Source organism: Streptomyces sp. NPDC047043 (assembly GCF_040644055.1).
Classification (GTDB): Bacteria; Actinomycetota; Actinomycetes; order Streptomycetales; family Streptomycetaceae; genus Streptomyces.
In genome coordinates this window covers 57,973-77,368 of the sequence record NZ_JBEYVO010000031.1, presented here as the reverse complement: position 1 = coordinate 77,368, position 19,396 = coordinate 57,973, and the positions used below count along the sequence as shown (strand labels likewise).

General features: G+C 70.9%; 17 protein-coding genes and 2 tRNA genes. 7 read left to right on the top strand and 12 right to left on the bottom strand.

Going from position 1 to position 19,396, the window contains the following annotated elements; genetic code table 11:
• Positions 1–26: 26 nt before the first annotated feature.
• The 8 genes from ABZ880_RS39685 to ABZ880_RS39650 all read right to left on the bottom strand — a co-directional run bounded on the left by ABZ880_RS39685 (position 27) and on the right by ABZ880_RS39650 (position 9,051).
• Positions 27–2,276 carry a glycosyltransferase family 39 protein gene (locus tag ABZ880_RS39685; protein ID WP_361273710.1) on the bottom strand — a complete coding sequence of 750 codons (2,250 nt, stop codon included), beginning with the start codon at positions 2,274–2,276 and terminating at the stop codon, positions 27–29.
• On the bottom strand, positions 2,273–3,799 hold the full coding sequence (locus ABZ880_RS39680) for a glycosyltransferase (RefSeq protein ID WP_361273708.1): 1,527 nt from the start codon (positions 3,797–3,799) through the stop codon (positions 2,273–2,275). Before ABZ880_RS39680 ends, ABZ880_RS39685 begins: the two co-directional genes overlap by 4 nt.
• A 14-nt stretch (positions 3,800–3,813) precedes the next feature.
• On the bottom strand, positions 3,814–5,436 hold the full coding sequence (locus ABZ880_RS39675) for a HAMP domain-containing sensor histidine kinase (protein ID WP_361273706.1): 1,623 nt from the start codon (positions 5,434–5,436) through the stop codon (positions 3,814–3,816).
• Positions 5,433–6,173 carry a response regulator transcription factor gene (locus tag ABZ880_RS39670; protein ID WP_026179246.1) on the bottom strand — a complete coding sequence of 247 codons (741 nt, stop codon included), beginning with the start codon at positions 6,171–6,173 and terminating at the stop codon, positions 5,433–5,435. The genes ABZ880_RS39675 and ABZ880_RS39670 overlap by 4 nt, the downstream gene beginning before the upstream one ends.
• A gap of 199 nt (positions 6,174–6,372) precedes the next feature.
• Positions 6,373–7,266, bottom strand: a complete 894-nt coding sequence (locus ABZ880_RS39665; protein ID WP_361273703.1) for an amidohydrolase family protein — start codon at positions 7,264–7,266, stop codon at positions 6,373–6,375.
• Entirely contained in the window at positions 7,259–7,615 is a 357-nt protein-coding gene (locus ABZ880_RS39660; protein WP_361273700.1) for an antibiotic biosynthesis monooxygenase, read from the bottom strand. The genes ABZ880_RS39665 and ABZ880_RS39660 overlap by 8 nt, the downstream gene beginning before the upstream one ends.
• A gap of 102 nt (positions 7,616–7,717) precedes the next feature.
• Complete coding sequence (locus ABZ880_RS39655; RefSeq protein ID WP_361273698.1) at positions 7,718–8,602, bottom strand: DUF2797 domain-containing protein; 885 nt, start codon at positions 8,600–8,602, stop codon at positions 7,718–7,720.
• Between the two features lie 59 nt (positions 8,603–8,661).
• The gene (locus ABZ880_RS39650) at positions 8,662–9,051 is read right to left on the bottom strand and encodes an HGxxPAAW family protein (RefSeq protein ID WP_361273695.1); all 390 of its coding nucleotides are present in this window, start codon (positions 9,049–9,051) and stop codon (positions 8,662–8,664) included.
• A 127-nt stretch (positions 9,052–9,178) separates the two neighbouring features.
• Here ABZ880_RS39650 and ABZ880_RS39645 point away from each other — a divergent pair, with 127 nt between their 5' ends.
• Both ABZ880_RS39645 and ABZ880_RS39640 read left to right on the top strand, forming a co-directional pair.
• Entirely contained in the window at positions 9,179–9,655 is a 477-nt protein-coding gene (locus ABZ880_RS39645) for a MarR family transcriptional regulator (RefSeq protein WP_361273693.1), read from the top strand.
• A 146-nt stretch (positions 9,656–9,801) separates the two neighbouring features.
• Positions 9,802–10,332 (top strand): hypothetical protein, encoded by a 531-nt coding sequence (locus tag ABZ880_RS39640; RefSeq protein ID WP_361273691.1) that lies wholly within the window; start codon positions 9,802–9,804, stop codon positions 10,330–10,332.
• Here ABZ880_RS39640 and ABZ880_RS39635 read toward each other — a convergent pair.
• Entirely contained in the window at positions 10,287–11,018 is a 732-nt protein-coding gene (locus tag ABZ880_RS39635; protein ID WP_361273688.1) for an aminoglycoside phosphotransferase family protein, read from the bottom strand. The two genes, ABZ880_RS39640 and ABZ880_RS39635, sit on opposite strands and share 46 nt — an antisense overlap.
• Before the next feature lie 170 nt (positions 11,019–11,188).
• On the opposite strand from ABZ880_RS39635, the gene ABZ880_RS39630 reads away from it, so the two are divergent.
• The 3 genes from ABZ880_RS39630 (at position 11,189) to ABZ880_RS39620 (ending at position 12,553) form a co-directional block, all read left to right on the top strand.
• Positions 11,189–11,395 carry a hypothetical protein gene (locus ABZ880_RS39630; protein WP_361273949.1) on the top strand — a complete coding sequence of 69 codons (207 nt, stop codon included), beginning with the start codon at positions 11,189–11,191 and terminating at the stop codon, positions 11,393–11,395.
• A 248-nt stretch (positions 11,396–11,643) separates the two neighbouring features.
• Positions 11,644–12,153 carry a hypothetical protein gene (locus ABZ880_RS39625; RefSeq protein WP_361273685.1) on the top strand — a complete coding sequence of 170 codons (510 nt, stop codon included), beginning with the start codon at positions 11,644–11,646 and terminating at the stop codon, positions 12,151–12,153.
• Positions 12,154–12,283: 130 nt separating this feature from the next.
• The gene (locus ABZ880_RS39620; protein WP_361273682.1) at positions 12,284–12,553 is read left to right on the top strand and encodes a hypothetical protein; all 270 of its coding nucleotides are present in this window, start codon (positions 12,284–12,286) and stop codon (positions 12,551–12,553) included.
• Between the two features lie 107 nt (positions 12,554–12,660).
• Here ABZ880_RS39620 and ABZ880_RS39615 read toward each other — a convergent pair whose 3' ends face one another.
• From ABZ880_RS39615 to ABZ880_RS39605, 3 genes are all read right to left on the bottom strand, one after another.
• Complete coding sequence (locus ABZ880_RS39615) at positions 12,661–13,527, bottom strand: hypothetical protein (protein ID WP_361273680.1); 867 nt, start codon at positions 13,525–13,527, stop codon at positions 12,661–12,663.
• 333 nt (positions 13,528–13,860) lie between these two features.
• Positions 13,861–13,933 (bottom strand) — tRNA-Arg (locus ABZ880_RS39610).
• Positions 13,934–14,253: 320 nt separating this feature from the next.
• Positions 14,254–14,344: transfer RNA gene (locus ABZ880_RS39605), tRNA-Ser, on the bottom strand.
• 167 nt (positions 14,345–14,511) lie between these two features.
• Here ABZ880_RS39605 and ABZ880_RS39600 point away from each other — a divergent pair.
• Together ABZ880_RS39600 and ABZ880_RS39595 are read left to right on the top strand one after the other, a co-directional pair.
• Complete coding sequence (locus tag ABZ880_RS39600) at positions 14,512–15,000, top strand: SSI family serine proteinase inhibitor (RefSeq protein WP_361273678.1); 489 nt, start codon at positions 14,512–14,514, stop codon at positions 14,998–15,000.
• A gap of 267 nt (positions 15,001–15,267) precedes the next feature.
• Positions 15,268–19,386 (top strand): PAS domain-containing protein, encoded by a 4,119-nt coding sequence (locus ABZ880_RS39595; RefSeq protein WP_361273675.1) that lies wholly within the window; start codon positions 15,268–15,270, stop codon positions 19,384–19,386.
• The last annotated feature ends 10 nt before the right edge of the window (positions 19,387–19,396 follow it).

Genomic DNA, 19,396 nt, shown 5'->3' with positions numbered 1-19,396 from the left:
TTTTCGTCAACTGTTCAGCCGGGTGCTCAGCTGCTCGCCTTCTGTGTCAGGTCGTAGAAGGTGGACGAGCCGACCGTCACCTTCTTGAAGTTCTTCTCGACCCACGAGGTGATCTGCGAGGACGTGCCGCTGCTGCTGCCGCCCATGCCGCCACCGGTGCCGCTGCTGATGAAGTAGTGGATCTTGCCGTCCGCCACGTACTTCTTGAACTGCGCCAGCGTCGGGGACGGGTCGGTGCCGTTGAAGCCGCCGATCGCCATGACCGCGTCGCCGGTGGAGAGCTGGTAGCTCGCCGCGTTCTGGGCGCCGATGGCCGCCGCGACCCAGGTGTACTTGGCGGAGTTGGCCTCCAGCAGCTTCTTGGCCTCGGACGAGACGGACGCGCCGTTCAGCAGGCCGCCGACGCCACCGCCGCCGCCCATGCCGCCGCCGTCGCCGAGGGCCGAACCTCCCCCACCGGGGCCGCCCTGCTGGTTCTGGCCCTGACCCTGCTGGTTCTGGGTGCTGCCGTTGCCGTTCTGGCCGGGCATTCCGCCGCCGAAGCCGCCGTTGCCGGTGGTGCCGCCGCCCGGGAAGCCGTTGCCGTTCTGGGTGTTGCCGTTGCCGTTCTGCTGCCCCGGCATGCCACCGCCGCCGAAGCCGCCTCGGCCACCGCCGCCGGGACCGCCGCCCATCATGCTCGCGCCGGCCGGACCGGCCGTGACGATGGAGCCGGTGTGGCCCGTCTGCAGGGTGCTGATGGTGTACGCGGTCGGGCCGGCCAGCGAGGCCAGGATGCCCACGGAGGCTGCCGCGAGGGCGAGCTGGCGGTTGATACGGCCGGCGAAGATCAGGCCGAGCGCGGCGACCAGGCCGCCGACGAGGACCAGGTACTTCAGCCAGGGCAGGTAGTCCGAGGTGCGGTTGAGGAGGACGTAGCTCCAGGAGGCGCTCGCCACGACCGCGGCCGCGAGGCTGAGCGACGCCCAGATCTCCTTGCGCTTCTCCCACAGGATCCCGGCGCCCATGCCGATGACGGCCGCCATGTAGGGGGCGAGGGCCACCGTGTAGTACTGGTGGAAGATGCCCGCCATGTAGCTGAAGACCACCATGGTGATCAGCAGCGAGCCGCCCCAGACCAGGAACGAGGCGCGGGTCACGGACGTCCGCTTGTACTTGCGGGTGGCCACCAGGCCCGCGACGAGCAGGATCAGCGCGGCGGGCAGCAGCCATGAAATCTGGCCGCCGACCTCGGAGTTGAACATCCGGTTCCAGCCGGTCTCGCCCCACATGCTGGTGCCGCCGCCTCCGCCGCCTCCGCCGCCGCCGACGCTGCCGGTCTCGTCGCCGTTGAGGCGGCCGAGGCCGTTGTAGCCGAAGGTCAGCTCGAGGAAGCTGTTGTTCTGCGAGCCGCCGATGTACGGGCGGGAGGACGCGGGCCACAGCTCGACGATCGCGACCCACCAGCCTCCGGAGACCACCAACGCGGCGGTGGCAGCGGCAAGTTGGCCGAACCGCTTCTTCAGCGAGACCGGTGCGCAGATCGCGTAGACGAACGCGAGGGCCGGGAGGATCAGGAAGGCCTGCAGGGTCTTGGCGAGGAACGCGAAGCCGATGGCGACACCGGCCCACATCAGCCACTTCGTCCTGCCGTCCTCGATGCCGCGGACCGTGAAGTAGCAGGCCAGAGCCATCAGCAGCGCCAGCATGGCGTCCGGGTTGTTGAACCGGAACATCAGCGCCGCGACGGGAGTGAGCGCGAGCGCCGCGCCCGCGATCAGACCGGCCCCGGGGCTGAACCGGCGCCGTACACCGGCGTATACGACGGCGACCGCGCCGACGCCCATGAGGACCTCGGGGACCAGGATCGACCAGGAGTTGAGGCCGAAGATCCGGACCGCCAGCTCCATCGGCCACAGGGAGGCCGGGGGCTTGTCGACGGTGATCGCGTTGCCCGCGTCCAGCGAGCCGAAGAAGAAGGCCTTCCAGGACTTGCTGCCGGCCTGGACGGCCGCCGAGTAGAAGGAGTTGGCGTAGCCGGAGGCGCTCAGGTTGTAGAGGTAGAGCAGGCCGGTCGCCAGGAGCAGGCCCCAGAAGGCCGGGCGCACCCAGCGGGGGTCCTCGGGGCGGCCCCTCCACAGTCTGTGGACGAAGGGCTGCTTGGGCTCACCGGCCTCGGGGGCCGGGGCGGCCGGCGGAGCCACCGGCTCCTGCACGGCCGTGGTCGGTTCCGGCCCCCAGGAGGACGGACCGTGGGCCCCCTCCTGATAGGTCGGACGGTCGTAGTGGGTGGTCATCGGGAGTCCCTCGGATCGTTGTCGGTCGGACGCACCGGCTGCAGGTGCATGGTGGCGTCCTCCCAGCTGCGGTCCGCGACTTCACCGGCGCGGAACTGGGTGGTCTGGTGGCTGGGGTACTGCATGTTCGGGTGCGCGGCCGGGCGCTGCGGCAGCGGAGGCTGCGGCGCGTACGACTGGTACGGCTGCGGGGCGCCGGCCGGCTGGTACTGCGGCTGCCGGTCCGCCGAGTAGGTCGGCGAGGACGGGTTGTGCGAGGCGACCACGGTGGACGCCGGGGTGTCGCGCCGGTCCGGGAAGACCCAGGCGCGGAAGAGCAGGAAGCGCAGCACCGTCGCCGCGAGGTTGGCGGCGATGAGGACCGCCAGCTCGGTGGAGTGCGCCGGGTCGGAGGTCGCCGCGTTCAGGGCGGCGAGCGATCCGCTGGTCAGCGCGAGACCGATGCCGAAGACGACCAGGCCCTGCGCCTGGTGCCGGACGGCGCCGCCGCTGCCGCGCACCCCGAAGGTCAGGCGCCGGTTGGCCGCCGTATTGGCGACCGCGGAGACCAGCAGGGCGAGCGCGTTGGCGACCTGCGAGCCGCCGAACTGGCGGAAGACGCTGTAGAGGACCAGGTAGAAGAGGGTCGACAGACCGCCGACGACGCAGAACCCGACGAGCTGGCGGGCCAGCCCCTTCGGCACGTCCTGGATCTCGCGGTCGCGCGGGTCGTCGCCGAACGGCCGGGTGATCCGGTCCAGCGGCAGCGACCCGGTGGCCAGGGCCTTGCCCACCCGCCACACGCCCTTGAGGTCCTCGGTCGCCGTCTTCACGATGTGGACGGTGGAGTCCGGGTCGTCGACCCAGTCGACGGGTACTTCGTGGATACGAAGCCCTGCGCGCTCGGCGATGACGAGCATCTCGGTGTCGAAGAACCAGCCGGTGTCCTCGACCAGCGGCAGCAGGACCTGCGCGACATCACGCCGGATCGCCTTGAAGCCGCACTGTGCGTCGGAGAAGCGGGCCTGCAGCGAGCCGCGCAGGATGAGGTTGTACGCCCGGCTGATGAACTCCCGCTTGGGCCCGCGTACCACGCGGGAGGAGCGGGCCAGCCGGGAGCCGATCGCCAGGTCCGAGTGACCCGAGATCAGCGGCGCCACCAGGGGCAGCAGCGCGTTGAGGTCGGTGGAGAGGTCCACGTCCATGTAGGCGAGGATCGGCGCCTCGGAGGCGGACCACACCGTCCGCAGGGCGCGACCGCGGCCCTTCTGCTCCAGTCGGAAGTTGGAGACCTCGGGGATCTCCTCCTCCAGCCGCGCGGCCACCAGCGGGGTGGTGTCCGTCGATGCGTTGTCCGCGATGGTGATGCGGAAGGCGTACGGGAACGTGCGCTTGAGGTGGTCGTGCAGTCTCAGCACACACGGCTGGAGGTCCTTCTCCTCGTTGTAGACGGGGATCACTACGTCCAGGACAGGCGTACCGGCGTCGCCGGCCGGGAGGTGCTCCCGCGCCGGCAGGGTGCCGGGAGAAGAGTCGGTTCGCATGACAACGACTCTGGTCAAGCGCCCTGTTGCACCCATGTGGTGGCACTGTGGTCTGCCTGTGAGTGCGATTGCCAATTCGTTTCGGGCGCCGGGCGGGGCAGGGCCGGGGCAAGCGCCGGCAGATGCACGGTGAACACCGTGCGCCCCGGAACGCTGTCCACGGTCACGGCACCGCCGTGCGCGGTCGCGACGGCCTGCACGATCGCAAGCCCGAGGCCCGTCGAACCGGAGGCACGGGAGCGCGAGGAGTCACCGCGCGCGAACCGCTCGAAGACGTGCGGCAGCAACTCCGCCGGAATTCCCTGCCCGTTGTCCTCGACGTCCACGCACATCCAGGGTCCGCGCCGCTGTATGCGTGCGGTGATGGTCGTACCGGGCGGGGTGTGCTTGCGGGCGTTGCCCAGCAGGTTGACCAGCACCTGTTGGATGCGGGCCGCGTCCGCGGACACGAGGGCCGGTTCGTCGGGCAGGTCGAGCCGCCAGTTGTGGTCCATGCCGGCCGCCCGGGAGTCGCTGATCGTGTCGACGACCAGCGGGATGAGGTCGGTCTGCTCGAACTGCAGCGGCCGTCCGGCATCCAGCCGGGCGAGCAGGAGGAGATCTTCGACGAGCAGCGTCATACGGCCCGCCTCGGACTCGATACGGCCGAGGGCGTGCCGCGTGTCGGGGCCGACCTGCTCTCTGCCGCGTCTGGTGAGCTCGGCGTACCCGCGGATGGAGGCCAGGGGTGTGCGCAGCTCATGGCTGGCGTCGGCGACGAACTGCCGTACCCGCATCTCGCTCTGCTGCCGCGAGTGCAGCGCGCCGTGGACGTGGTCCAGCATCCGGTTGAGGGCGGCACCGACCTGGCCGACCTCGGTGTGCGGGTCGGTCTCGGACTCGGGCACACGCTCGGAGAGGTTCACCTCGCCGGTGTGGAGGGGGAGTTCGGAGACACGGGTCGCGGTCGCGGCCACGCGCCGCAGGGGGCGGGTGGCCAGGCCGACGAGGACGTAGCCGGCGATGACGGCGGCGCCGAGGCCGGCGGCGGTGACGCTCACCTCGACGAGGATGAGCGTGTTGATCGTGCTGTCGGCTTCCTTGGTGGGGATGGCCACGTAGTAGGAGTACTTGTCGTTGCTGGCGTAGGTGACCTGGTAAGTGCCCAGTCCGGGCAGGTCGACGGTGTGCGTCCTGTTGTCCTGGGTGACGGAGTTGAGCGCCTTCATCTGGGCGTCGGTGAGCCCCTTGGGGTTCATCGTGAAGTTGTCCGAGGAGTCGGACTTCACACCGCGCTGGGCGCTGGTGATGACGCCCTTCACGACCTTGGCCGCGATCGTGCCGTCCGGCTGCCCGCCCCTGGTGACGAAGTCCTTGAGCTTGGTCTCCGGGATCTCCTGCTTCTTCTGCCCGCCGGGCAGGGTCTTGCCGTCGGGCGGCCCGCCGAAGTCCCGGGGGGCCACGCGCGCCGCGACCTCGCCCAGCTTGTCGTTGAGCTGGTCGTACAGATGCGAGCGCAGGGCCAGCGTCGTCACCGTACCGATCACCGCACACACCACGGCGATCAGCACCACGGAAGCGACGACGAGCCGCGTCCGCAGTGTGCGCGGCTGTCCCGCTCGTCGCTTCTGCGCATGCGGCCGTCGTCGCCCGCTCATGACGCCGCGGGCTTGATCAGGTAACCGGCACCACGCCGGGTGTGGATCATCGGCTCACGTCCCGCGTCGATCTTCCGCCGCAGATACGAGATGTAGAGCTCGACCACGTTGGCCTGTCCACCGAAGTCGTACGACCACACACGGTCGAGGATCTGCGCCTTGCTGAGCACACGCCGGGGATTACGCATCAGGAACCGCAGGAGTTCGAACTCGGTCGCGGTGAGGTGGATGCCCTCCCCGGCCCGGCTGACCTCGTGGCTGTCCTCGTCCAGCGTCAGGTCGCCGACGACGAGCACGGAGTCGGAGCGGCGGTCGGCCGCACCGGACCGGCGGATCAGCCCGCGCAGCCGGGCGACGACCTCCTCGAGGGAGAACGGCTTGGTGACGTAGTCGTCGCCGCCGGCGGTCAGGCCCGCGATCCGGTCCTCGACCGCGTCCTTCGCGGTCAGGAACAGAACCGGCACGTCGGGCAGCTCGCGGCGCAGGCGCCCCAGGACGGTCAGGCCGTCCATGTCCGGCAGCATCATGTCGAGGACGACGGCGTCGGGCCGGAACTCCCGCGCGGTCTGGATGGCACCCGTGCCATCCCCCGCGCTGCGGATCTGCCAGCCCTCGTAGCGAAGGGCCATGGACAGCAGCTCGGTGATCGACAACTCGTCGTCCACCACAAGCACTCGGACGGGGCTCCCGTCCGGCCTCAGCAGTTCGGTGCGCCCCTGGGGCGAGGTCGTGGTCATGGTGGACACACTGTCTGCGTCCTCTGAGAGCACCCTTTCGAGAACCTGTGATTTCCCTAAGAAACGCACAGGGACCTCTCAGGGAACCCCTGGGAAGCTCCTGACCTGCGGTCTCCGCGCGCGGGTCAGCTCCATCATCCGTCAGTCCATGGTGATCAGGGCGTAAGGGTTCCCTGTGGGGATCTTGAGCGGCCTCGCCTCACAGCCCGAACAGCCGCGCCCCGTTGTCATGGCACACGGCCCGCAGCCACTCCTCCCCGAGCCCCAGCCGCTCCAGGGCATGCAGCTGATGGACGTACGGATACGGGATGTTGGGGAAGTCGCTGCCCAGCAGGATCCGGTCGCCGAGGCCGGCCAGCCGGGGCAGTGCCAGCCGCGGGAACGGCGCAAAGCGCTCGCTGAAGTCCGTGAACGCCATCGTCGTGTCCAGCCGCACCTCCCCGTACCGCTCGGCGAGGTCGAGGAAGTCCTCGTACTCCGGCATCCCCATGTGCGCGACGACCAGCCGCAGCCGCGGATGCCGGGCGAGTACGCGCGCAATGGGCTCGGGTCCGGTGTGCTTGCCGGGCGCCGGCCCGGAACCGCAGTGGATGACGACCGGCGTCCCGGCCTCGGCGAGCAACCCCCAGGCGGTATCGAGGAGTTCGCTCGCCGGATCGTAGGCCCCGACCTGCACATGCGCCTTGAACACACGCGCGCCGTCGTCGAGGGCCTCCCGGACGTATGTCTCCACGCCCTCCTCCGGAAAGAGGGTCGAGGTGTGCAGACAGTCGGGGTGGCGGGCGGCGAAGTCGACGGCCCAGGTGTTGAGCCAGCGCGCCATGCCGGGCTTGTGCGGATAGAGCATGGCGGTGAAGCCGCGCACGCCGAACTCCCGTATCAGCGCGACCCGTTCCTCTTCCTCCTTCCGGTAGGTGATCGGCCATTCGACACCGCCGGTCAGCGGCCCGAGCGCGTCGAAGTACTCCCAGACCTTGCGCAGCACCCGCTCGGGCATGAAGTGCGTGTGCACGTCGACCAGCCCGGGCAGCCCGAGCCGCCCCCAGAACCGCCGGACCTCTTCCGCCTCGCCCGCCCCGCCGTCTTCAGTCATGCACCGGCGTCCTCTCGAACCCGTGGCTGTGCTCCACCTTGGCCATGTGCAGCGAGTATCGCTCGTACCAGTGCTCACGCCCGTACGCCTTGGCGGCCCGGTGCTCGGCGTGGTTGCGCCATTCCTCGATCCCGGCCAGATCCCGGAAGTAGGCGACGGTGACGGAGAGCCCGCCGGGCGTACGGGCGGAGTCCTCGCCGAGGAAGCCCGGTATCTCCTTCACCAGCTCACCCATGCGCCGGGCGGTCTCGCCGTATCCGCCGTCCCCTTCGGTGCGCACCGAGGTGAAGACGACGGCGTAGTAGGGAGGTTCATGGGCGGCGACAGGTGCAACACGATGATCGCTCATGTCGTCCACGATCGGCCCGATCCCGACCCAGCGTCCAGCTCCTTGCCGAAAGGGATCCACAAGGGATCCAACTCTTGACCGGGCTTCCCCGGAGACGGCGGTTCAGAACAGCCCGTCCTGCACCCCCGCAGCCTCCTTCAGATCCCTGAACTCCCGTACCGGAACAGTGAATTCACGCCCCTCCCCGGCGGGCACGATCTCCCACCCGGTCATCAGCCGTGTGTCGAGCACGACGACCCCGCGCTCGGTCGCGAGGTGCAGATCGGGCCCGGCCGCGGCGACCAGCTCCCCGCTCACCCGGCCGCCGGCGACCAGCTCGCCCACCTCGCCGACGGCCGGCGGCAGCCCGTCGAGCCCGAATTCCCCGACGTGGTCGACGACTTGGCAGGGCTCGCGCGTCAGCGACTCCGGCCAGTCGGCCAGCCCCACGGCCCGCCCGTGCAGCGCCTCGATCTCGGTCGCCCGCTCCGCCGCCGACCCCGGCAGCCCGGACCGCACGGCCCGCTTCTCGACGTACGGAATCCGGTCCGGTACCTGGAGCGCGGCGCGCAGCAGCTCCTCGGTGCGCCGCGCCGCCATCAGTGGCCCGACCCCCAGCCAGCTGAAGCAGACGGCGCCCTGCTCAAGCAGCCGCGCGGACCCCCGCTCCTCGGCCGTGATCCCGACCTTGAGCATGCCGGGCCCGAACCACGCCAGATATACGTGGTACGGCCGCGGGTCGTCCGCGATCGTGTCGGCGGCCACGGAGTGCGCCCGGTCCAGCCGCGCACACTCCTCGCACCGTGCCCCCGTACTCCGCCCCGGCACGACCGCCCGCACCGGACACGCATGCCCCCGCGCTCCCACACACGTCCGCACACCCCCGTCCGCGACCCCGAAGGCCACTCGCTTCCCCCAGGTCAGCGCACTGCGCCGCCCACCGTCCCACGCCAGCACGGGACCACTCGCCGCCCACCGCAGCCCCGAGCACCTCCATGCCTGTGCCATTGCTCCCGAGCGTAGAGGGCGCCACTGACAACGAGGTCCGGCGATCGCGTCCGCCCAGGTCAGCGACCGGATTCAGCGCCGGCCGGCTCCGGCTCCGCACCGCCGGCCACGGCCACGGAGCCGTACGACTCCGCTGTACTCCGCACTCCCCGCCCGCGCCCCGCCAGCCGGCACCCGACGCACCCTGCATGCCCCTCCCGTGCCGCAAGATCCCGCACCCGCCACCCCCACTGCTCCCGCGGCCGCCGCCCCGGCGGCTTGCCCCAGCCGGCGAGGTGCAGCGCCCAGGTGACGAGAACGCTCACGGCCACGATCCCCAGCCCTCCGCCCAGGATCAGGGCCGACGCCGTACACACGCCGAACCCCAGCACCACCGCACCCACAGTCGCGATCGCGAAACCGGTCCACCCCGCGACCGTGTGCCCCTCGTCATACTGATGTGCGCTCATGTGCCCGCCTCCCTCTCGCCGATAGACCTCACCCTGAAAGGCCTCGCCCCCCAAGGCAGAACCTCTCACCACGTAAGAAATTTATCCCATAAACCTCTCACGATCTAAGGGAATCAGGGAATCCGGAATGCAAGCCAAGCCGCGCCCGACCGCCACCCCGGCCCAGGCGCTGTCGGCGATGGACCACCTCATCGCGACCAGCCTGATCGGCCAGCAGGAGATGGCCCAGCGGATCGGGCTGAACGTCACCGACCTGACCTGCTTCGCCTACGTCATCGAGGCCGGCGAGAACCTGCTCACGGCCGGCGACCTGGCAGCCCGCGCCCATGTCACGACGGGCGCGGTGACCGGAATCCTCAACCGCCTGGAACGCGCGGGCTACGTCACCCGCCGCCCCGACCCGACCGACCGCCGCCGCGTCCGCGTGGCCGCCCAGCCGGACGCGGAGGCCCGGGTCCGCGAGGTCTACGAGCCGTACTACGCCCGCCTGCACGAGCTCTTCGCCGATTACTCCCCCGCCGAAATCGCCGTACTGACCGACTGGTTCACCCGCGCGAGCGCGCTGGCTGCGGGGTACCTGGAGGAGCACTGCCGCACGGACTGAGGCCCTGTTGATCGGGTGCGCACGAGCCTCATGGTGGAGCCAGCCCCACCCCCACTTCGGGAGCGTGCCCCCTCGTTCCGCGCCGCGGCTGACGGGATCGTTGGAGACAGCCGATCAAGTCCCGTTGCCCGGAAGGAAATTCCGCCATGCAGCCGCTGCTCCCGTCGAACGACGTACGGCACACGCCGGCGGCTCCGGGCGCCTTCGCCTCCTTCGTACGGTTCGTGGTGTGCGGCGGCGGTGTCGGACTCCTCTCCAGCGCCGCCGTACCGCTGCTGGCCCTGCTGATGCCGTGGGCCCTGTCGAACGCGGTGATCACCATCGCGTCCACGGTCCTCTGCACCGAGCTGCACGCCGTGTTCACCTTCGGCACCGGCCGCCGTCCCGGCTGGCGCAGGCACTGGCAGGCAGCAGGATCGGCGGTCGCCGCGTACGTCGTGACCTGCGCGGCGATGTTCGTCCTGCACGCGGTGCAGTCGTCGCCGTCCATGCCGACCGAGCAGATCGTCTACCTCGCCGCGGCCGGGATCGCGGGCGTGGGCCGCTTCCTGGTCCTGCGCCTGTTCGTCTTCGCCACCGGCAGCCGCGCCGCCGCAACCCCGGTGACCGTGTACGAGCCCAGCGGTGTCCGTCAACGCAAGGCTGCAGCGAATACCTCGTGGTTGGTCGCCGTATAGGCGTGTTCGCGCTCGGACCACCGAATGCGCTCGGCGATCTGCTGGGATTCTGGGTCGTCGGATCCGGGGAGGCGAGCCCGCCACCAACTGGCGTTACGGGCCTGCCTGTCGAGCATCGCGTCGACGAGCCCGGAACGGCCGGCGGCGTCAAGTCCGTACGCATCGGCGAGGATTCGCACCTGCGCCGCCTGGACATCGACCGGCGGCGCCTCGGCCCTGGAGGCGACGCACCAGGTCCACGCCATGCAGCCGAGATCCTCGAGCGGTTCGCCCGGAGCAGCGGTGTCGAAGTCGATGAAGGCGACGGGTACGTCGTCGTCCGAGAAGACGGCGTTGTTCGGCCCCGGGTCGTTGTGGCAGACCACGGGGCGCCGGCCGGCGAGCTGACAGCCGCGCGTGGCGTCGTGCAGGGCACGCAGCAGCGCACCGGCGGCTGCGACTTGGCGGTCGCTCCAGTACTGGAAGCGGGCGGGCACCCGGCCGGGAAGGTAGCCGAGCACATCGCGACCGCGAGCGTCGAGGCCGAGGTGGCGCGGCGCCCCGGCAAACCCCTGCCGCTGCAGGTGCCCGAGCAGTTCCGCGACGAAGCCGGACGACGCGGTGACCGGCCGCCGCACGGTGTCGCCGACCCTGACGACGCCGACGGTGATACGCCCGCCCACCAACGGCACCTCGTGTCGCTCCACACGACCCCCGATACCCCGAGGGGGGAGTGCAGCCCCCTCCGGGGTACAGCCACCTACACCTTCGATACGGCAGGACGCTTCATGGTGGCGGCGGCCGGACCGCGGCATCGTAGAAGCCAGCAGAACACAACGGACCCCATGGACAGCCCCCGAAGGGAACTCCCATGAACATGCAGCCGCTGCCCTCCCCGAAGCCGAACCCCGCCCTCGACGCCCTTGCCAAGGCCCCCGGCGAGACCGAGCTCGTCCCGCTCCTCACCGCCTGGGACCAGGCGCACCCGGACCTCTCCGACCCGGAGTGGCGGCACCTCCTGGACGAGATCGCCCACCCGCGCACCACGCAGGCGTTCTACCGGCTGGCCGAGGCGGCGGCTTGAGCCCGCACATCCGGCCGGGCCCCGCCCGGCCCACCACCGACAACTGCACCGGCCGCACCGCAAGAGGCCCCGGGAATCGACCGATTCTCCCGGGGCCTTTCACGCACTCGCACCCGGAAGCGCTCTCTCGCCGCTACCCCCCCCCCACTCCGCCAAAGTCACAGAGCGATCACCTATTTCACACACCATCCACACAACACCTGCCCGGGCACTACGGTCATTCCACCTGAAACACCCAGGGGGACGAGATGACCAACCCGTACAACGCGCCCGCGCCGATACCGCCGGCGCCCCGCCCGCCCGACACCCGTCCGCTCCGCAGGCGCCCTCGCGTGTGGATCGGCGGAGTGGTCCTCTTTGTCACAGGCACGCTCATCGGCACCGCCGGGAACGACGGTCAGCAGCCCGTCGAGACCAAGGTCAAGCCCGCGACGACCATCACCGCGACCTCGACCGTGACGGCCACGCCCGAGCCCGGCCCGACCGTCACCGAGACCGTCAAGGCCGCCGCGAAGCCCCGGCCCACGGTCACCGTCACCAAGACCGCCGCAGCCCGGGCCGCCGGCACCAACAGCGGTGGCGGGAGCGGGAGTCAGGACACCACCGGCACCTGCTCGATCGTCTCCAGCTCGGGGAACTGTTACTCCGCGGGCCAGTTCTGCCGCAACAGCGACCACGGGGCCACGACGACCACCGCGAGCGGCGCGGCCATCAAGTGCACGTACAGCTCGAACGCGTGGCGCTGGACCTACGTCTGACGAGACGACGGGACCCCCATGCCCCCGTATGGCAGCCCCGATGAGCGGTGTGGGACATATCGCATTAGCCTCCGAATTGAGCGCCAAGTGATCTTTTAGTGGTGCGCTCTACTCAGCCCAAGGAGGAGTAATGCGCAAGCTTCACAAGGCCGCTGTCGCGGCCGCCATGCTCGGAAGCCTCACCTTCATAGCCACCGGCACCGCAAACGCCCAGGGCGCCGCAGTCATGCATGGTGGAGGAGGGTGCAAGTCCCACGATCTGGACCTCGACCTCCTCGGCCAGATCGGCCTGGCCAACGGACTGGCCGGCAACCTGCTGAACGGCGAGGGCAATCCAGGTGCGCAATGGAACCACAACGGTTCCGAAATGGGCTGCGACCACGGCGGTCACGGTTACTGAGTGACTGGAAATCGTGTCACGTAGCTCATAGAAACACTGGAGGCCCCGGATCACTCCGGGGCCTCCAGCCATTTTGCGATGTCAGCTGATCCTGCGGTCGCTCGGGGTCAGGACTTGGAGAGCGTGACCTCTGATTCCTGCTGTCCGGTGTCGGCAGTCACCGGGTAATCGCGGTCATCCGCTCGGGCCCGGCTGCGTATCGTTGCGACGCCGGGCTGGAACGAGGTGCCGGGTTCCTGGCTGGTGAGGCTGACGGACCATGGGACAGGCGCGCCCGGGGTGCAGGCCACGGTTGTCTCATAGGACGCGCCGGGCGTCCCCTTCTTCTGGATCTGGAAGACCTGGCCGACGAGCGAGACGCTGGCCGGCTTGTTGCACGTCACGGTGCCACCGACGGTGATCCGACCGTCTGGGACGTCAACCGTGCCCTCGGGATCGATGTTCATCCCCATGGCGAGTTCAACCGGAGGTTCGGGCATGACCGCGTGCACTGCACCACGCAGAGGCACCGCGGATCCGTTGCAGTACTGCTCGAAGGTGGCATCGAGTTCGCGGACGTAGCCATAAGGGCCGAAAGAGATGTGCTCGATGGTGAAGGAGCCGGAGTTGGTGTTACAGCCCTTTTCGGTCCCGTTGTCGATCCCGCTGAACACCAGTTCCGGATCGCTCGGCTGGGCGTAGGGCCATTGCTCGGCACCGGTGTACGTGGTGCCCTCAGTCAGCTTCTGACCATCGGGGGCGGCGACGATGAGACGCCAGAGCGTGCCCGGTTCGGAATCTATCGCGACATCAAGGCTGTTCTCGTCCCTGCTGCCCTGGACGTCGAACATCTGAACCGCTCCAGCCGTGTACTCGTACGACTGACCGCCCGAGATGGGCTCACCCGGATCGCCGCTGAAGCTCAGCGTTCCCGACGCCGCGCTGTAGGCCTGCGCAGTGCCCGCGACCGGTGCGGCCGTGAGTGCGACTGTCACTGCTGCGACAACGCCCACCGTCCGGGCCAGTATGCGCCTCGGCATGGTGCTTCTCGTCAAGGTTCCCCCACTGGAGTATTTCGATCTTGGCCGACCTGGGACACGACACATGCGCCATCGACGACCAAGTCGGATGAAACGCGGCTCTTGGGGAGGCCATGAAGCCTCGCTATAGAAGCGTTGGAGCTTGAAAAGGCGTCACAGCGGCCTCATAAGTCCCAAGGTGGCGCCATGGATCCTGAGGCACTCTCAGATCGTCATGACGATGGAGGTCCATGCCGAAGCAAGTGAAAAAGCCCCCTCGGGATGATCCCGAGGGGGCTTTGACCTGTGTGCACTCGGCAGGATTCGAACCTGCAACCTTCTGATCCGTAGTCAGATGCTCTATCCGTTAAGCTACGAGTGCTTGTTTTGTTTTCCCGCCGGTCCTGGTCCTTTCGGGCCCGTCGCGGCGACAGGAAGAACATTACATGACTGCCGCCGCCATGTGAAATCCGTTTGCCATACCGCTTGTGACCTGCGGAAACACCATCGAACGCCATGGTCTTGGCGTGGCGCGCTCGGCGAGCTCAGGGTGTCCGGCGTCACCCCGGCTCGTGTCGCAGCCGGCGACCGCCACGAGGGGCAAGCGGTTGTCCCGACCCGCTTCTGCCCCAGCGCAGGGCAGGGGGTGAACACGACTCAGGGAGCCCGTGCCGTTCGGCAGGGACTCCCTGAGTCGAGGTGCGGAGGCGGAGGGATTTGAACCCTCGATGGGCTTTAAGGCCCAAACCGCATTAGCAGTGCGGCGCCATAGACCGGACTAGGCGACGCCTCCAACATCAGCCACCGCGCGAGCGCGAGTGGTGCGTGCAGATGATGACACAGTCGAGCGGGGTGTCACCAATCGGCTCCCACGGTACTAGGCAGGCAGGCCGCAGGGCAAAGCGCTTGTACCGCGGCCCGGCGCGCAACGTCCCGGGGGGTCGTCGCGTTGATCTGTTCATGTTGCAGGTCACCCGCAGTCCTCGCCGGCTCGCACGACTCCTCGTCGTCGCCGCCACCGCCGCCTCTTCCGTCGTGCCCGCCGCCGCGTACGCCGCCGCCGGGCCCCTCGTGCTCGCGCCCCCTCCCGTCCAGGACGAGGACGGGGCCGGCGATCACCTCACCGTCACCGTCCGGCACACCGGCAACGGCATGGACGGGACGTACGAGCTCCACTGCCATCCCGGCTCCGGCGACCACCCCGACATCGCCGGTGCGTGCGACGCCCTCGATCGCGGCACGCGGTGGGGGAAGGACACCTTCGCCCCGGTGCCCGAGGGCAGCGTCTGCACCATGCAGTACGGCGGGCCCGCCACCGCGCATGTCACCGGGACCTGGGCCGGGCGGCCCGTCGACGCGTCGTACGACCGCAGCGACGGGTGCGAGATCGCCCGCTGGGGCCGGCTCGTGCCGTTGCTGCCGGATCTGCGTCCGCAAGGGCCCGTGTGAAGGTAGTAGGAGAAACGACCGGAAGCGCGCGTACGGGGGCGTATCGCGAGCACAGGCTTTCCATGGCGAAAACACGGTCTCCGCAAAGTCCCGCAGGCCACGCCATACGGTCACACGTTCTACGTCACTTCGTCGTGCGACCTCCCTCTCATCCGGCGTCGCGAGCGCAACCGGTGCCCGTAGACTCCCTCGCGTGACACGTCGCGGGCCGGTTGGCAAGATGGCCCGAGCGGTCGGCAAGGTGCGGTAACAGGGAGGAAGCGTCTCGTGAGCAGCAGGCCATCCCGAGGCGCTGCTCGCCTCGCAGCCATACTCGACGCGCTTCCCGATGCGTTGGTGCTGGTCAACGCCAATGGGACCGTCGTCAACGCGAACACGATCGCGCTCGAGGCCTTTGAAGCGCCCGGGACCGCTCTCGTCGGGCGGGGACTCCTCGACCTGCTGCCGCAGTTCGACTCCAAGCTCATCCCGGGGTCCATGCGGCGGCCCGACCACATGGACCCCGCCGGGCGGACCAAGCCGACGCGGATGATCGCGCGCCGCACCGACGGCGCCGAGTTCCCCGTCGAGGTCACCAGCGCCAACCTCGAGAACGGCCAGCAGGCCTACGACGGCTACGGCTACAGCGGCGACGAGCTGCTGATGCTCGTCGTGCGCGACCTGACCGGGACGGTGGACACCGAGGCCGAGCTGGCGCGCTCGCAGCGACAGACCGAGATGATCCTGCGGGCCGCGTCCGAGGGTGTGGTCGGGACCGACACCGACGGGCGGATCGTGCTCGTCAATCCGGCCGCCGCCCAGATCCTGGGCTACCGGGCCAGTGACCTCGGCGGCAAGGAGCTGCACACCCTCATCCTGCACTCGCGGGCCGACGGGTCCCCGTTCCCCTACGGCGAGTCGCCGCTCGCCGACACTCTGCGCTCCGGGCGCAAGCACCGGGTGCGCGGGCAGGTCGTGTTCGCCAAGAACGGCGACAAGGTCTCCGTCGACCTGACCACCGCGCCGGTGCGCGACGGCGACCAGCTGGTCGGCGCCGTGATGACCTTCGCCGACCGGCGGCCGTACGACGCGCTCGCCGAGGAGAAGGCCGCGCTGGAGAAACGGCACGCCGAGGAACTGGAGCGGATCGAGGAGGACCACGCCTCCGAGCTGACCGCCCTGCGCCAGAAGCACGTCACCGAGGTCGAGGCGCTGCAGGAGCAGCACGCGGAGGAACTCGGCGCCGGCGAGGAGCGGTACGCCGCGCTCGGCGAGCGTGAGAAGGACCGCTTCGAGGCGCTCGCCGGACGGCACGACCAGCTGCTGACCCTGCTGGGGCGGTCGTTGCGCGGCCCGCTCGACGAGCTGCGGCGCGAGCTGGCGGCCCTCGCCGCCGACGACGCCGGGCAGTTGTGGCCCGAGGCCAACCAGGTGTTGCACCACCTGTCGGCCGGCTACTCCCGGATCACCACCCTGATCGACAACGTCCTCGGCTATCAGCTGCTCGACGCCGGGTCCGAGCAGATCCACCGTACGAAGGTCATGCTCGACGCGGTCGTCGCGGCCGGTGTCGACGGGGCCGTCGAGCTGATCGGCCCCGGACGGGTGCAGTTCGCCGTGCACGCGCCGCCCATCGAGGCCGAGGTCGACCCGCAGCGCCTCGCGAGCGCGCTCGCCCACCTGGTCGCGGACGTCGCCGGCGTCGACGCGACCGGCAACGCGCCCGTGTCGGCGGGCGGTTACATGGACAACACGGTCGTGGTCGCGGCCGCGCAGCGCGGCGAGGTCGTACGGATCGAGGTGCGCGGGCCGTACGCCGGGGGAGACCCGGTGCACGAGCCGATCGTGCGCGGGATCGTGCGCGCCCACGGCGGTGTGCTGCAGACGCACGAAGTGCCGGGGATGAGCGGCAGCGCGTATGTGCTGGAGGTGCCCATCGGGGGCGGGGCCGGGGCCGTTCCGGTCGAGGCCCCGGCCGCCGAGGAGGACGGCTCCTCCGAGACGACCTCGGGGGGCGGGCGGCGCCGCGGGCGGCGGTCGTCCGTCGACGCGTTCCTGGAGAGCGAGACCCCGGAGGAGCCCGGCGAGCCGGCCGAGGCCGGCGACGCGGAGGGCGGTGCGCCCACCGGGCGCCGCAGGAGGCGTGCGGTCGAGGAGTCGGCGGCCGCCGCTGCCGCGGGTGCCCTGGAGGTCTCCGGCGGTACCGGGCGGCGGCGCGGGCGGTCGGCCGAGGGCGCCGGTGACGGGGTCGCCGAGGGTGCCGTCGTCATGGCGGGCGAGCATGGGGCGGGGACCGCGGCCGTCGGTACGGGACTGGGCGGAACGGTGCCGCCGCAGGGCGTGCCCGCGCCCGGCGGACGGCGTGCCCGGCACGGCGGCGAGCAGCATGCGCTGCCGGCGGCGCTGCCCGCGGGTTCCGCTTCCGCTCCGGGCGAGCAGCCGGTACCGGCGAACCAGCCCGTACTCGCCGACGGCTCCGAGCCGACCGGGCGGCGGCGCCGTGCCCTGGCCGCCGCGAACGACCGTGCGGCCGCGCAGGAGGCGGCGCCCCGTTCGGTGTTCGCGCTGCCTCCCGCGGAGGCGGACCGGACACCCGACGGAGCTCAGCAGCAGGCGCCCGTGCCGGTGCAGCCCCAGATTCCGGGGCAGTCGCCGGCCCCCGCTCAGCCGCAGGTTCCGGGCCGGCCGCAGCTCCCCGGACAGACCGGCCAGGACGCCTCCGGCGACGCCCTGATCGACGACGGCCGGCACGATGCCGTTCCGCTCGACCAGTCCGGCGACCACACCCCGCCCCAGCCGCACCCCACGAGCGCGCCGACGGGCCGCCGCCGCCGTGCCGTGGCGCAGCCTGCGGTGCAGGAGAGCGGCGGGCAGACCGCCGAACAGGGGGTGCAGGTCCAGCAGGCGGTGACCGTTCCCGCCCAGGTCGCCCCGGCCGCGAACGTCCCCGCGCAGAACGCCACCGGTCAGGTCGCCCCGGGCCAGGTCGCCACCGGTCAGGTCGCGGCGCCCGCCCAGGCCGCGGCCGCTCAGCCGCTTCCGGCGCCGGGTACTCCCGCGCAGGACAACGCCGGCCGGCCGCTTCCGGCGCAGCCGGCTCCCGGCCGGCCCGCGCCCGCCCCGGAGCAGCCCGCCGCGGCGCCCGGCACTCCGCTCCCGCCGGAGACCCCGGCCGCCCCCGCGGCACAGGCTCCGGCGCAGGCGCGCCCCGCCGCCCAGCCGCTGCCCGCCGAAGCTGCCGCCGCACCGGCCGCCCCCGTCGACCCGAACTCCACCCAGGGCCGGGCGATCAGCGTGCGGACGCTGGGCCAGGGCGTGCCGTTCACGCGCCAGGCCGCACAGGTGCAGCAGCCGACGGCGACGCCCGCGCCGCACAACCCGAGCGCCTCCGGCCGACGCCGCAAGCTGGGTACGCGGACCGATGCCGCCGGCCCGGCTCCGGCCGCGGAGCAGGCGGCGCGTCCGCACCCGCAGGCCGAGCAGGCCCCCGTACCGGCGCAGCCCCAGCCGCAGCCGTCGATGGCCGGTCAGTCCCGGCTCGCGCCGGTGACCGAGGGCAGCGGACGGTCGTACGCCATAGGGGCCCCGGACGAGAACGCGGCCGAGGGACCCGAGCCGCTGGACGGCCCCGGTGGCGCCGTGGAGATCGCGGACACCCCGCGCCCGGTGCCGATGGACGACGAGCTGCCGCCGGAGCCGCTCGACAACCCGCGGCGGCTGCTGGTGTGGCCCGCGCCGGACGTGACGACCCAGCAGGCGCTGAGCGACCGCGGCTACCGGCCCGTCATCGTGCACTCACGCGAGGAGGTCGACGCGCAGATCGCCGCCTTCCCGGCCGCGCTCTTCGTGGACCCGCTGACCGGGCCCATCACGCGCACCGCGCTGCAGTCGCTCAGGCAGGCCGCGGTGGCCGCCGAGGTGCCGGTCATGGTCACGGCAGGTCTCGGACAGGCGACGCGCGAGGCCGCCTACGGTGCCGATCCCGCCGTACTCCTGAAGGCGCTGGCGCCGCGTGACAGCGAGCAGCACCCGCCGCGGGTGCTGCTGATCGAGGAGCATGCGGAGATCGCGCTGGCGCTGACCGCGACGCTGGAGCGGCGCGGGATGCAGGTGGCGCGGGCCGCGAGCGACGCGGACGCGGTGACGCTGGCCGGGCAGCTGCGGCCCAACCTGGTCGTGATGGACCTGATGCAGGTGCACCGCCGCCAGGCCGGGATCATCGACTGGCTGCGCGCGAACGGCCAGCTCAACCGCACCCCGCTCGTCGTCTACACCGCCGCCGTCGACCAGGCCGACCTGCCGCGGCTGGCCTCCGGCGAGACCGTCCTCTTCCTCGCCGAGCGGTCCACGAGCGGCGAGGTGCAGAGCCGGATCGTCGACCTGCTGTCGCGGATCGGGACCAACTAGCCCTTTCTGC

Bases quoted from the DNA above. Each gene is read 5' to 3' on its own strand.
- ABZ880_RS39685 (WP_361273710.1), bottom strand. From the start codon at position 2,276: ATGACCACCCACTACGACCGTCCGACCTATCAGGAGGGGGCCCACGGT.
- ABZ880_RS39680 (WP_361273708.1), bottom strand. From the start codon at position 3,799: ATGCGAACCGACTCTTCTCCCGGCACCCTGCCGGCGCGGGAGCACCTC.
- ABZ880_RS39675 (WP_361273706.1), bottom strand. From the start codon at position 5,436: ATGAGCGGGCGACGACGGCCGCATGCGCAGAAGCGACGAGCGGGACAG.
- ABZ880_RS39670 (WP_026179246.1), bottom strand. From the start codon at position 6,173: ATGACCACGACCTCGCCCCAGGGGCGCACCGAACTGCTGAGGCCGGAC.
- ABZ880_RS39665 (WP_361273703.1), bottom strand. From the start codon at position 7,266: ATGACTGAAGACGGCGGGGCGGGCGAGGCGGAAGAGGTCCGGCGGTTC.
- ABZ880_RS39660 (WP_361273700.1), bottom strand. From the start codon at position 7,615: ATGAGCGATCATCGTGTTGCACCTGTCGCCGCCCATGAACCTCCCTAC.
- ABZ880_RS39655 (WP_361273698.1), bottom strand. From the start codon at position 8,602: ATGGCACAGGCATGGAGGTGCTCGGGGCTGCGGTGGGCGGCGAGTGGT.
- ABZ880_RS39650 (WP_361273695.1), bottom strand. From the start codon at position 9,051: ATGAGCGCACATCAGTATGACGAGGGGCACACGGTCGCGGGGTGGACC.
- ABZ880_RS39645 (WP_361273693.1), top strand. From the start codon at position 9,179: ATGCAAGCCAAGCCGCGCCCGACCGCCACCCCGGCCCAGGCGCTGTCG.
- ABZ880_RS39640 (WP_361273691.1), top strand. From the start codon at position 9,802: ATGCAGCCGCTGCTCCCGTCGAACGACGTACGGCACACGCCGGCGGCT.
- ABZ880_RS39630 (WP_361273949.1), top strand. From the start codon at position 11,189: ATGCAGCCGCTGCCCTCCCCGAAGCCGAACCCCGCCCTCGACGCCCTT.
- ABZ880_RS39625 (WP_361273685.1), top strand. From the start codon at position 11,644: ATGACCAACCCGTACAACGCGCCCGCGCCGATACCGCCGGCGCCCCGC.
- ABZ880_RS39620 (WP_361273682.1), top strand. From the start codon at position 12,284: ATGCGCAAGCTTCACAAGGCCGCTGTCGCGGCCGCCATGCTCGGAAGC.
- ABZ880_RS39600 (WP_361273678.1), top strand. From the start codon at position 14,512: ATGTTGCAGGTCACCCGCAGTCCTCGCCGGCTCGCACGACTCCTCGTC.